11 protein-coding genes are annotated in these 12,823 nt (G+C 42.4%); all 11 read left to right on the top strand.

Going from position 1 to position 12,823, the window contains the following annotated elements:
- Positions 1 to 13 precede the first annotated feature (13 nt).
- The 11 genes from era (at position 14) to Q0257_RS01060 (ending at position 12,796) form a co-directional block, all read left to right on the top strand.
- Positions 14 to 883: a GTPase Era gene (gene era / locus Q0257_RS01110; protein WP_298020468.1), complete on the top strand. Its 870-nt coding sequence runs from the start codon at positions 14 to 16 to the stop codon at positions 881 to 883.
- A 62-nt stretch (positions 884 to 945) separates the two neighbouring features.
- Positions 946 to 2,466, top strand: coding sequence for a hypothetical protein (locus Q0257_RS01105; protein ID WP_298020462.1), 1,521 nt, complete (start codon positions 946 to 948; stop codon positions 2,464 to 2,466).
- Positions 2,466 to 3,119, top strand: a complete 654-nt coding sequence (locus Q0257_RS01100; RefSeq protein WP_298020459.1) for a hypothetical protein — start codon at positions 2,466 to 2,468, stop codon at positions 3,117 to 3,119. The genes Q0257_RS01105 and Q0257_RS01100 overlap by 1 nt, the downstream gene beginning before the upstream one ends.
- A gap of 68 nt (positions 3,120 to 3,187) precedes the next feature.
- A complete protein-coding gene (locus tag Q0257_RS01095; protein WP_177389139.1) occupies positions 3,188 to 3,547 on the top strand; it encodes a hypothetical protein in 360 nt (119 codons plus the stop codon).
- Positions 3,525 to 5,033, top strand: coding sequence for a pilus (MSHA type) biogenesis protein MshL (gene mshL / locus Q0257_RS01090; RefSeq protein WP_298020457.1), 1,509 nt, complete (start codon positions 3,525 to 3,527; stop codon positions 5,031 to 5,033). The genes Q0257_RS01095 and mshL overlap by 23 nt, the downstream gene beginning before the upstream one ends.
- The gene (locus Q0257_RS01085) at positions 5,026 to 5,856 is read left to right on the top strand and encodes an ATP-binding protein (RefSeq protein WP_005870282.1); all 831 of its coding nucleotides are present in this window, start codon (positions 5,026 to 5,028) and stop codon (positions 5,854 to 5,856) included. Before mshL ends, Q0257_RS01085 begins: the two co-directional genes overlap by 8 nt.
- The gene (locus Q0257_RS01080) at positions 5,849 to 6,862 is read left to right on the top strand and encodes a hypothetical protein (RefSeq protein WP_298020454.1); all 1,014 of its coding nucleotides are present in this window, start codon (positions 5,849 to 5,851) and stop codon (positions 6,860 to 6,862) included. The genes Q0257_RS01085 and Q0257_RS01080 overlap by 8 nt, the downstream gene beginning before the upstream one ends.
- The gene (locus Q0257_RS01075; protein ID WP_291937375.1) at positions 6,859 to 7,398 is read left to right on the top strand and encodes a hypothetical protein; all 540 of its coding nucleotides are present in this window, start codon (positions 6,859 to 6,861) and stop codon (positions 7,396 to 7,398) included. Before Q0257_RS01080 ends, Q0257_RS01075 begins: the two co-directional genes overlap by 4 nt.
- Before the next feature lie 5 nt (positions 7,399 to 7,403).
- Complete coding sequence (locus Q0257_RS01070; RefSeq protein ID WP_040303655.1) at positions 7,404 to 9,152, top strand: GspE/PulE family protein; 1,749 nt, start codon at positions 7,404 to 7,406, stop codon at positions 9,150 to 9,152.
- Entirely contained in the window at positions 9,149 to 10,393 is a 1,245-nt protein-coding gene (locus tag Q0257_RS01065) for a type II secretion system F family protein (protein WP_297903504.1), read from the top strand. Before Q0257_RS01070 ends, Q0257_RS01065 begins: the two co-directional genes overlap by 4 nt.
- A gap of 159 nt (positions 10,394 to 10,552) precedes the next feature.
- Positions 10,553 to 12,796 carry a DNA translocase FtsK gene (locus Q0257_RS01060; RefSeq protein WP_298020465.1) on the top strand — a complete coding sequence of 748 codons (2,244 nt, stop codon included), beginning with the start codon at positions 10,553 to 10,555 and terminating at the stop codon, positions 12,794 to 12,796.
- Positions 12,797 to 12,823 lie beyond the last annotated feature (27 nt).

Raw genomic sequence — 12,823 nt, 5'->3', positions numbered from 1 at the left:
ATTTAAGGAAAATATGAAAAGCGGATTTGTAACGCTCATCGGGCGGACGAATGCGGGCAAGAGCTCGCTGTTAAACTATCTCTGCGGCGAGAAAATTTCGCTCGTCTCGCACAAGATCAACGCCACGCGCCGCAAGATTAGCGGCATCGCGATGAACGGCGCAGATCAGGTGATTTTCACGGACACGCCGGGGTTGCACGAAAGCGCCAAGCTGATGAATAAGCTGATGGTCGAAGTGGCGCTCGGGGCGATTGAGGGTTGCGATTTGGTGCTGTTTTTGGCGCCCGTGCACGATGATACATCTGAATACGAAAAATTTTTAAATTTAAACGCAGATGCCAAACACATCGTAATTTTAACTAAAACTGACGAAGCAAACGACGAAAAGATCGTGCAAAAGCTGCTGCAATATCAAAAATTTACCGATAAATTCGAAGCGATAATCCCCGTTAGCATCAAAAAAAAGGTCTATAAAAAGCAGGTTTTGGACGAAATTTGTAAAATTTTGCCCGAGCATGAGTACTTTTATGATCCTGAAATTTTAAGCGCGACCAACGAGCGTGAAATTTACCGCGACTTCATACTTGAGGCGATTTTTGAGAGTATGAGCGACGAGATCCCGTATTGCAGCGATGTCGTGATGGAAAAAATAGTGGAAAAACCGGGTCTGATCTCGGTCTATGCGCGGATCATAACGGACAGCAATTCACACAAAGAGATGTTGATCGGCAAAAACGGCGAGGCGATCAAGCGAATTGGAATTCGAGCCAAAAAGTTAATTTCAAATTTTTCTAAGGTCAAAATTTACTTAAAATTAACAGTTTTTGTAAAAAAAAGCTGGAAAAATGACGAATTTAGGGTAAAAACCGATTTTATCTATTGACATTTTATTTTATTTCTATTAGTATTAGCAGCGTAGAAAATTTCATTTGGAAGTGGAGTGTTATGGCAAAGAATAGTAAAAATGCTAGTTCGATTGTTGCGATTAACAAAGTCACGCAAACCATATTCGGTCTAAGTGAGAATGAAGTTTTCGAGCACGACTTCTCAAAAGCAAATCGTGCGAAGGAAACTTACGTCTCATATATTCCGTATAAGGATATAATGACTGCGACGGTCGAGATAAGCAGATCGGTAGAGGACGCGGATCTTTTAGATGCGATCGTCGTTAAGGTGTATGAGGAGCTGGGGCTTGACACCGCTTTGGATTACAAAATTACCTATAGTGAGGTAATAGGCGCTGGCGGCGATGATAGAATTTTCAACGTCTTTGTCGTAGATAATGCTAAACTCACTTCAGAATTCGATGCGATCGCCGCTAGGACGAACTACATCGACTATGTGGCTATGGCTCCATTTTTATACGAGGGCTTGTATAATAGAGGCGTCCTAACTCGCGACGGAATCGACTGCTTCATCTACTTGCAACGCGACGATGCGTTTTTGGTAGTGTATCAAAACGGCGAATATTTTCAATCCCGCCAAGTAAGATATAACCTAAAATTTTTGCATGAAAAATATGTCGAGCTAGTCGGTAGTAGAGTCGATGAAGAGAGCTTTTATAGATTGCTCTCCAAACAGGGAGTAAATTTAGAAAATCCGACCGAACGCGATTATATGATCCAAATTTTTGACGATATGTTTTACTACATCAACGACGTATTGAACGGTATTAGTAAAATTTACAACGTCAATATTCAAAACGTCTATATCGGAACGGATATTGGTAAAATTCCTGCGATCGAGGTTTTTGTAGAAAATAATCTAAAGCTAAGATACAAGGATTTTAATTTTAACGTTGCAATCAACGCGAAAGATTATCCGCTCACTCAGCTAGATATTTTGATGTTCTTGGTAGGTCAAGATTATTTGGTTACCAAAGATGACGATCACAACTACTCGCCGTTTATGAGACCTCCGCCTTTGACTCAAAGATCAACCGGCAAGCTGATAGGCTATATGCTGCTAGGCTGCTTACTTGGCGCTGCGTATCCTGCGTATAATTTTGGCTACGGCTATTATAATAATATGGTAGCTAATGATAAAACTAGCGAATATAAAGGTTTAGAGGAAAAGATGGGTCCCGCTAGAGATGAAAGTGCGCGTTTGGATAAAGAGACTAAAGAGGTAAATGCCCAGGCTGCTAAGAGTGGTAAGGAGCTTAATGACAGGCGCAAACTAATTAATGCCATCTTAGATAAGAAAAACAATTACGCTATGAAGGGTGTTTCTATTTTTGAGCTAACCAATATGGTCGTTAAAAATAAGGGCAATATGGTTAGGATCGGTGATGAGAATAGGACTCTAACTGTTCAGGTGCGCACCAAAAACGATAAGCAGATGACCGAGCTTTTAGAGGATATCAGTAAAAAAGAGGTGTATGGCGTGGATACTAAAACAATCGCGCTACAAGAGGGTAATAAAACCGTCTTTTACGATAGCAACATCAGTGTGGAGGTTAAATAATGAAAAAGAAAAGTTCATTAGATCAACTTGATCAATGGTTTGCCTCCAAGGGAAATAGTGCAAATAACTATTTTTACATAGCTTTATTGTTTGTAGGTGTGGTAGCTTACTTTATTTTGAGTGGCTATGCGGATCCGTATTTAGAGGAGAGCGAAACAAATCTAAGTACTGCCACGACGAAGCTTGAAGGCGCACAAAGAGAGTATAACGAGTTTTTTGGCGGTGATCCTAAAGCTTTCGTTGATAATAAACGCAATATCCTCAATGGTGCTAGAACCAACCTTAAAAATATCAATGATGAGCGTGGGTATCTAGACGACAAGCTAAAAGAAATTTCAAAGCTTACCTATAATGAAAAGAACTGGGCTAAGTTTATGGATAGCCTCTCAACGATCGCAGAGAATAACAATATTAAAATTTATGCTATTCACAGCGATAGAAGAGAGCCTAGCATCAAACAAATTTTTCAGCCTGAAGCTTTGCTGGATATAGATGTGAAATTTGAAGGAGCATTTTCGAACGTCCTTAGGTATATCAACCTTATCGAACAATCGGAGATGATCGTAGATGTAAATAAGATGGATATCAATGCCACTAAAAATGGCAAAATCGGTGGAAGCATCGGTATATCTATCTGGGGAGTAAATTACTAATGAAAAAGTTAATTTTATGCTCTTTGCTACTTTCTACTGCTCTATTTGCTGTAGATAATAATCAGACGGTGGCGCCTAGTAATGGAGCCTATAAAGCTAAGTACGATGCGATATTTGATGATCTTAGTAAGCCTAGAGTAGGTCTTAGCGATGAGCAGATAGCTTCTTTGCAAGATCCGTTTTATCCTAAAGAAGCTAATGCGCCTAGAGAAGCTAATCAGCAGGTGGATCTAGGTTATCAGCTAGTAGGTATTATGGGTGATAAGGTTAAGCTAAACGATAAGTGGTATGGTTTGGGCGAGTATGTAGGCTCATATAAGATCGTGCAAATAACGGGTAATAGCGTTATTATTACCAACGACGATGAAAATAAAGTCGAACTAACACTAAAACAAGGAAGTCAAAATGTCATTATTACATATAAGTAAAAAGCTTAGCATAGCCGCTATGCTTGCTTTGTCTGTTACGGCTACTAGTCTATATGCCGCTCCCGCAACTGCAGGTAACTGCGATAGGAAGGCGCTAAATATTAAGATTAACGATACCGTTACGCTAAACGAGATGCTAACTCAGCTATCCGATATGTGCCGCTTTTCGGTGGTAGCAAAAGACGCTATCGCTCAAGAGGAGATGAGTAAGCCACTGCAAGGCGTAAGCATCAAAGACCTTTCTTTACGCGAAGTTTTAGATCTACTCATAAAAGAGAATAATCTAAGCTATGAGTATTCTCATGGCATATTAAAAATTTCAGCGCTAGAGACTAGGACTTTTAAAGTGGATTACATCACTTCTATTAGAGAAGGTACTGCTGTTACTAAATCTTCTGTCGATTCCGCACCTACGAAAGTAGATGATAGCGACGATAAAGAAAATAAAGAAGATAATAAGATCACTACCAAAGAGAAATTTGATTTTTGGGAGAAGATTAGCGAGGAAATCACTTCTGTTTTAAATAACGGTACCGAAAAATACGTCGCAGTCGCTCCTATTATAAATCAAAATGCCGGTTTAGTGACCGTTACTGCTATGAAGTCTCAGATAGCTCGCGTAGATAGATATCTAAGCGGTATGCAAAAACGCCTTAGTCGTCAAGTCTTGCTAGATGTAAATATCATATCTGTCGAGCTAAATAACGAATACACCACCGGTATAGATTGGAGTAAGTTCCAACTAGGATTTAATACCTATGTGGGCGGGGATCCAAAGAAACTTTCAGGCTATCACATAGATAACGGCAATAGAGGAAAGGCTAGCGATACTCATGGAACTTGGACGATAGGGGCTAATCTAAATTTCAATATCGACGGTTTGATTAACTTCCTAGAGACTAAAGGTAAAACTAAGGTTATTTCAAGCCCTAAGGTAACTACGATGAATAATCAGCCTGCTATTATCTCTGTAGGTGATACCATTAACTATGTATTGAAATCTACTACTACAGGTGATTATCAAGGCGGAGATACTCAGTCGGATGATCAGTATTCGATCTTTGTAGGTATTCTTTTGAATATCTTGCCTGAAATTTCAGATGATAATAGGATTATGCTACGAATTAATCCGTCTTTAAGTTCTCTTAAATATGCCGAAGATAATGTAAGGAGAGAGAATGGCAGAAGAGATATCGCACCTGATACCTTGCAAAAGAAACTCTCTAGTGTAGTTTGGGTAGATGATGGCGATACTGTAATTTTAGGCGGTTTAATCGGCGCAACTAAGTCCAAGAATAACACTAGGGTGCCTGTGCTAGCTGAAATTCCATTAATCGGAAATCTTTTCAAAAGTACTGCCGATGTTTTGAGCACATCAGAGCTAATCTTTGTAGTAACTCCACATATCATCGACAATACCGGCGCGCCGCTTGCTACCTCTCTTAAAGAGCTAGGTTACTCAAAATCCATCTACGAAAATGAGTAATAACTATACGGCGATCAAGGAGATTTTTATCGAGGATAACGAAGTCTCGGACTTCGTTAATCTCGATAAATCGACCCTTGCTTATCATAAAATTTTAAATGCTTTGCAAAAGCCGTTAAAACTTATACTTTTTTACGGCAAACCGGGTTGCGGCAAGACATTTTTGCTTAATAAGATCAAGGTCGATCTTGAAAAAAAGGTAAGAGTCGTATTTGTGCCGCAGCCGTTTTTTGATGAGAAAGAATTTTTCTTAGAGTTGTATTCGCAGATTTTTCATTCAACTCCTAGCGAGCCAATTGATAATTATGAAAATTTTATGCGGGTTTACAGAGAGAGATTTGGCATCTCTACCAATGTCGGAGCGGTAGAGCAGGTCGTTATTTTGCTCGACGAAGCTCAGCTGTATCCAGGAAATTTAATAGAAAAAATTCGTCTTATGGCAGATACTAGATTGTTTAAATTTTTATTTACGGTACATAAGACGGATGAGGAAGATCGCCTCGCAAAGGATTATTTTAAAACTAGAATTTGGGAGAGCATTGAGCTTCCTAATTCAAATTTAGGCGAAGTCAAGCTGTATATTGAAAAAAAGCTTGTGCTTCATGGCTTTCAACAATACTATTTTATGTTTAGCGACGATAATTTCGATTTGATTTTAAATTTAACGGACGGCAATATGAGAAATATCAACAAGCTTATGTATAAGATGTATGAGCTTTTTGAGTATTACGAAGTAAATAAACCTACGGAAATTAGTTTTTCGCAGATTAATAATAAAATTATAGAGATGGCAGCGATAGGCTCGGGGATAATAAATGCTTGAATTTTACGAAGTAAACGAACTTGAAAAAAAATGGGAAGAGTATAACAAAAACAGAAAGCAGTTTTCCTTTTTGAAATCTAAGCCGAATTTCGTATTGAGATTCGACAAGACGATTTTGGGGCTTTTGATATTGATCTCGGTTGCGATCGGAGCGATATTTTGGCTGCTTAAAGATAGCGATAGCGTCAGTATGGCAAGTATCAATCAAAATATTGAGGACAAGGGTGGTACTTCAAATTCTACTAATGATGCCGAGCAGCAGGCGGCAGATCTTGCAGTGCAAAATAATATCTCCAAAGAAGATTATAATATCAGCGCTCCGAAAGTTGCCCGTACCTCTAACTCTAAACACGAAAAGGAACGTCCAAGCTTAAATTTAAATGACGTAGGCGTGCTATCCAGCGAGGATTCCGGTGGGTTTAAGATAACCAATAATTACGAAAATGGCGGAAACTATGGCGGGCAGGCTCAGGCGCAGAATTTCGGCGGTCAAAATTTTGGCAATCAGAATTTTGGCAATCAAAATGTTCCTACGTTTAACGTACCTAATACCAATAACGCAGCTTTTGCAAATCAGCCACCTAAAAATGAGGTTATCGATTTTGGACGCGCTCCATTGCCGCCTAAATCAAATTTCTCGGGAGGTTCTACAAATACCGCAAGTAGCGCTCCGCTAAGTTCTAGAATTGAGATAAAAACTTCAAATTTAAGCGAAGATAAGCAGAGCTTGGAGAGCAAATTTTACGCGACGAATAAGATTGAGTATTCGCTATCGCTAGCCGAAGAAGCGTATAATAAGAAAGACTACGATAATGCGATCAAATGGGCTCTTACGTCAAATGAGCTTGATAAGGACAACGTCGCCAGCTGGATAATTTTTGCTAAAGCCAATTATAAAAAAGGTCGTAAGGAAGACGCGCTTTACGCTCTTGAGACCTTTAACGCAAAGGCGAAAAATAGCGAAATTTCTAACCTCATTTCAAAGATAAGAAGCGACAAACTATGAAAATTTTATATATTTTAGCTTTTGCGATCGCGTCGTTATTTGCAGTTAGCGCCGATGATGTGCGCAACTGGGATCAGATCGGTCAGTATAACCGTATCTGCCAAGAAAGCGTGCGAAATTTATTCATTGAAGAACAAAGCGAGGCACTTGCAAATATGTATGCCAAGGCATGCCTGAAAATGGATAAAGTAAATGAGCTTGTCGTGCCTACGGTGATGCTTTATAAGACGAAAGAGGCTCGCGAGAACGCCTCTCTTTATTCGACTATAATTTTTCAAAAAAAGATGCTTTATTTGGCGCTTTGCGATGGCGTGGATATTAGCTATATACGCACGCCTAAGATCAATTATATTTTGTCTGAAATTTTTGATAAATTTACGGAGAGAGCATACGTAAAAAAGAGTGATACGTATGTCTTTACCCTAGAAAACGGCGAGCGTGCCGAGCTTTTTATCAAAGAAGAGGAAGGGGTAAAAAAGATGGTAATTGCAATTTATGCTGGCGATAAGCTTAGCTCGATTAAAATTTATTGGTGATCGCAATGACAAAGATTGAAGAGCAGATTGTTGCGATTTTAATAAGAAACAATATCCTTACTAGCACTGTTGTTCCGGAAATTAAAGATAAAATGGATATCGGCTTGACGCTAGGCGAGGTTTTAGTCGGAGATAACTATCTAAGCCAGGATGATTTTTGCTCGATTTTAGTTGAGTTATACAAGCGTCGTCAGATAGAATTTGACGATATAAGCGAAAAATTTTCGATGGATCCGAAGGAATTTTTGCAAATTCTAGCCAAGAAAATGAACCTGTCGTATATGAATTTAGACGATATTGACATAGACTTTAGGCTATCGGAACGCACTCCTACCGCACAGCTTAAAAGATACGGCGTGATACCGGTTAAAGCGGATGATCTGAATATTTACGTTGCTTTTTCTGATCCGTTTAATCTTGAGTCGCAAGATAAAGCGCAGGCTATGTTTAGCAAACAGCTGCTTAAAATCGTAGTGGCCGATCCAAACCAAGTAAATAAATATCTATCTAAGCTTGAGCTTTCAGAGAGTATTAAGGGGCTCGTAGCAGAGATCCGCAAAGAGCTCGCCAACACTGGCGGTAGCGGAAGCAGCGATGATACCTCGGCGATTTTGAAGCTCATTGAGATGATAATTAGCCAGTCTATTAAGATGCGCGGTAGCGATATTCACATCGAGCCTACCGAGAATAACTGCGTCGTGCGTACCAGAATCGACGGAATGCTCGCTGAAATTTTTATCTTTGATAAAGATATCTATCCACCGCTAGTAAGCCGATTGAAGCTACTTTCGAATATGGATATCGCCGAGCGCCGCAAGCCGCAGGACGGCAGGTTTAGTATGAAAATTTCAGGTCGCGAATATGACTTTCGTATCTCGACACTGCCTATTATCAATGGCGAATCTACCGTTATGCGTATCCTAGATAAATCCAAGGTTATCATCAGCCTCGAAAAACTAGGCATGCACCCTGATAGCTTTAAGAAATTTAATAACGCTATGAAGGCTCCATATGGTATTATCTTGGTTACCGGACCTACGGGAAGCGGTAAGTCTACGACGCTATATGCAGCGCTAAACGATATTAAAAATATCGATACTAAGGTTATTACCGTAGAAGATCCAGTCGAGTATCAAGTAAATTTAATCCAACAAGTCCAAGTTAACGAAAAAGCGGGTCTTACCTTTGCTTCAGCATTGCGCTCGATCTTAAGACAAGACCCCGACATCATAATGATCGGTGAGATCCGTGATCAAGAGACCCTTAGGATCGCGATCCAGGCTGCTCTTACTGGACACTTGGTTTTCTCGACCCTACACACCAACGACGCCGTTAGTGCGATCCCGCGAATAGTGGATATGGGTATAGAGGCCTACCTCATAAGTGGTGCGCTCATTGCAGTAGAGGCGCAGCGTCTCGTGCGAAAGCTTTGCCCGCACTGCAAGCAGCCTACGAATCTGCCTAAATCGATGCTTGATCAGCTGAAGGAATTCTTGCCTGAAAAATACACATTTTTTAAGGCCGTAGGTTGCGATCAATGCGGTCAGACGGGCTATATGGGGCGTGAGATGATTAGTGAAATTTTACCTATTACCGATAAAATGCAGAGCTTGATCGCTAACGGCGGCTCAAAGGACGATATGAGGGCCTTGGCGAAGGAGGAGGGTTTTATAGATATGTTTGAAGATGGTGTTATACGTGCTGCGCGCGGAGTAACTAGTATAGAAGAAATTTATAGGGTGGCTAAACAATGAAAAAGCAATTAGAAGTTGAATACAACGCCAAGGGCGCAAGAAAGAAGATGTTTTTGCAAGCTAGCGATAAGGTGCAAGCAAACAACCTCATGAAGCAGCGCGTAGGCGGGACGATCGTAAAAAGAGGTGAAACCCAAGTCGTAGCCAATACGGGCGGCGATTTTAAGGCGCAGGTTTCGCGCATGCTAGGTGGTAGCGGAAGAGTTAGAACACTGCCGTTAGTAGCGTCGATCCGTCAGCTTTCGGTTATGACAAATGCGGGAATTTCAATCCACGACTCGATCAAAGAGGTTGCAAGGGCGGCAGAGGATAAGACACTAAAAGAAATTTTCAGCGCGATGAACGACGATCTTAACGCAGGTCTTAGTCTTACCGAATCTACGGAGAAATTTAGAGGACAGCTCGGTGATGTCGTCGTTGCGATGGTAAGTCTGGGCGAAGCAACCGGTAATATGGCAGAGTCTCTAGCCAAGCTTGCCGCTATGCTTCAAGAGCTTTGGGAAAACCAGCGTAAATTTAAAAAGGCGATGCGTTATCCTATGATCCTTATGATCGTTATGGCAATTGCGTTTTCGGTTTTGATGATGTATGTTGTGCCGAAATTCCGCGAGATTTTTGAGGATTTGGGCGCGGATTTGCCACTACCTACTAGAATTCTACTTGGTATCGAAAGCACGCTTAATAATTATGGAATTTTTGTTTTAGCGGGTATAATAGGCACTATCATAGCTCTTAGATGGGCATATCGCAATAATCCCGAGTTTAAAAAGGGCTTTGACAAGACGATTTTAAAGGTCTATCTATTTGGTAAGATCATATTTTTCTCGACTATGTCGCGATTTATGCTTATTTTTACAGAGCTCGTGCGAGCGGGTATTCCTATCGCTGATGCGCTGGATACATCTGTTTTAATGGTGGATAATCATACTTTAAAAGAGAAGCTCTCTACCGTTAAAATCGCCGTGCAGCAGGGCGTGAGCCTAACAGAGGCGTTTAACAATACAGGGCTTTATGAGAGTATGCTTATTCAGATGATCAGTGCGGGCGAGCAGGCCGGTAACCTCGATAAGATGCTTGGCAACGTCACGGATTATTACAAAGAGAAATTCGATGATATCATCGATAATATCTCAAGCTACGTAGAGCCGATCATGCTATTTTTTATGGCGGGCATGGTTCTTCTTTTGGCTCTGGGTATCTTTATGCCTATGTGGGATCTGGGCAAAGCCGTCAAAAACTAACCCCTTTAATTCCGCGCCTTCAAGGGCGCGGAATTTTATCAAAGTATTAAAATTTCGCTCCTCAAATAAAATTTTAACCTTCATTTGGCTAAAATACCCCTTTAAATTTAAGGATATATCATATTTAGAGAAGTATATTTTATCGTCGTATCGGCCATCATAATATTTTTCGCACTAGCGACTATTGCACCCGATTCCGCACTCGTAGGTAGCGCAGGCAACGCCATTCGCTCGTTTAATACCCAGCTATTCGGCTATTTTGCATACATCTATCCGCTATTTTTGCTCGCCTTAGCATACGTAGCTTATAAGCATTTTCGCGGTTTTGACTTTAGATTTTTTGAGTTTAGTATCGGCGCAATTTTGCTGTTTTTTACCATTTTGATGGTGCAGTCGAGTCTCTTTGGCGCTAGCGGCGGAGCAGTCGGCAGCTTTGCAGTGGATGGACTTAGGCGCATGATTGGAAGCGTCGGCGTGTGGATTTTTAATATTACGATTTTTGTGCTTTCGCTAGTGCTTATATTTGAAGATCGCTTTACCGACATCATCAAAAACTGCTTTATTGGCTCAAGAGATGAAAGCTCGCAGGATGAAATTGGAGACGATTTTGCTAGCGACGCAGATGCAGCACAAAGAGGTGGGCTTGCAAGGTATTCGTCTGCGCAAGGATTAAGAGGTGCGGAAAATTTTAACGCTTCGAATGACGCTTTGAGCGCAGAGGACGGTTCGGCGAAACAGGGTAATTTTGCGGAGCAGGGCGCAAGCGGGCGCGGTTTTGAAGGCGGGCAAAATTTTCAAAATTTAAACGATGCTCGCGAGCCCGAGAATGAGCAGAATTTTGGTGACGCGCAGGGTCCGCAGGCTTCCGCTGAACGCGAGCTTAAAATGCCGCAAAAGGGAAAGCCGAGCAGACTAAAAAGGGTCGAGCGCCTAAGAGAGGTCGCCGAAAACAAAAGGCTTTTGGATCAGCTCGATAAGGGCAGGGTGGCTAAGCCCAAGGATTTTAAGCTGCCGCCGCTTGATTTTTTAAACCTGCCGCCGAAAAAGAAAAGCAGCATCGACGAGAGCGAGATCGATCGTAAAATTTACGACCTGCTCGATAAGCTGCGTAAATTTAAGATTGACGGCGACGTGGTGCGGACCTACTCGGGCCCGGTCGTTACGACCTTTGAGTTTCGCCCTGCCGCGCACATCAAAGTAAGTAAAATTCTAACGCTGCAAGACGATCTCGCGATGGCGCTTCGGGCGCAGACCATCCGTATCCAGGCGCCGGTTCCGGGCAAAGACGTCGTGGGCATCGAGATCCCTAATCAAAATATCGATACGATCTATCTGCGCGAAATTTTAGAAAGCGACGTGTTTAAAAGCGCCTCTAGCCCGCTTACGATCGTGCTTGGCAAGGACATCGTGGGCCAGCCCTTCGTCACCGATCTTAAGAAGCTGCCGCACCTTCTCATCGCAGGCACCACGGGAAGCGGCAAGAGCGTGGGCATCAACGCCATGCTACTTAGCCTTTTGTATCGCAATTCGCCCAAGAGTCTGCGCCTAATAATGATCGATCCGAAGATGCTCGAGTTTAGTATCTACAACGACATCCCGCACCTGCTAACGCCCGTAATCACGCAGCCTAAGCAGGCGATCATTGCGCTAAGTAATCTCGTTGCGGAGATGGAGCAGCGCTACTCGCTCATGGCGCAAAACAGGACGAAAAATATCGACAACTACAACGAAAAGATGCTGCGCGAGGGGGGCGAAATTTTGCCTTACATCGTCGTTATCATCGACGAGCTCGCGGATCTGATGATGACGAGCGGCAAGGACGTGGAGCACCACATCGCGCGTCTGGCACAGATGGCGCGCGCCAGCGGCATACATCTCATCGTGGCGACGCAGCGCCCTAGCGTGGACGTCGTCACGGGGCTGATAAAGGCGAATCTGCCTAGCCGCATCAGCTTCCGCGTGGGCTCGAAGGTCGATAGCAAGGTGATTTTGGATCAGATGGGCGCGGACAGCCTGCTTGGGCGGGGCGATATGCTCTTTACGCCGCCTACCGCGCCGGGGCTCATCCGCCTGCACGCGCCGTTTACGACCGAGAATGAGATCAACAAAATCGCAGAATTTTTAAAAGCGCAAGAAAGCGTCGTTTATGACGAGCGATTTTTGATCGAAAACGAGGGCGCCAAGCAAGAAGGCGGCATAATCAATCCGCAAAATATCGTGCTTGATGAGCTTTACGACGAGGCGAAAGCGATTGTTTTGGAGGAGGAGAAGACCTCGATCAGCTACCTGCAGCGCCGCTTGCGTATCGGGTACAACCGCGCCGCTACGATTATCGAGCAGCTTGAGCAGATGGGCGTTTTAAGCGAGATCAACGCCAAAGGTCAGCGCGACATAATCAAGTAAGCTTTAAAATTTCGATGAAATTTAAGC

Source organism: uncultured Campylobacter sp., assembly GCF_938018035.1.
Classification (GTDB): Bacteria; Campylobacterota; Campylobacteria; order Campylobacterales; family Campylobacteraceae; genus Campylobacter_B.
Note: the sequence above shows the minus strand (reverse complement) of the source record. Positions and strands in the feature narration are given on the sequence as shown.

Bases quoted from the DNA above. Each gene is read 5' to 3' on its own strand.
- era (WP_298020468.1), top strand. From the start codon at position 14: ATGAAAAGCGGATTTGTAACGCTCATCGGGCGGACGAATGCGGGCAAG.
- Q0257_RS01105 (WP_298020462.1), top strand. From the start codon at position 946: ATGGCAAAGAATAGTAAAAATGCTAGTTCGATTGTTGCGATTAACAAA.
- Q0257_RS01100 (WP_298020459.1), top strand. From the start codon at position 2,466: ATGAAAAAGAAAAGTTCATTAGATCAACTTGATCAATGGTTTGCCTCC.
- mshL (WP_298020457.1), top strand. From the start codon at position 3,525: ATGTCATTATTACATATAAGTAAAAAGCTTAGCATAGCCGCTATGCTT.
- Q0257_RS01085 (WP_005870282.1), top strand. From the start codon at position 5,026: ATGAGTAATAACTATACGGCGATCAAGGAGATTTTTATCGAGGATAAC.
- Q0257_RS01080 (WP_298020454.1), top strand. From the start codon at position 5,849: ATGCTTGAATTTTACGAAGTAAACGAACTTGAAAAAAAATGGGAAGAG.
- Q0257_RS01075 (WP_291937375.1), top strand. From the start codon at position 6,859: ATGAAAATTTTATATATTTTAGCTTTTGCGATCGCGTCGTTATTTGCA.
- Q0257_RS01070 (WP_040303655.1), top strand. From the start codon at position 7,404: ATGACAAAGATTGAAGAGCAGATTGTTGCGATTTTAATAAGAAACAAT.
- Q0257_RS01065 (WP_297903504.1), top strand. From the start codon at position 9,149: ATGAAAAAGCAATTAGAAGTTGAATACAACGCCAAGGGCGCAAGAAAG.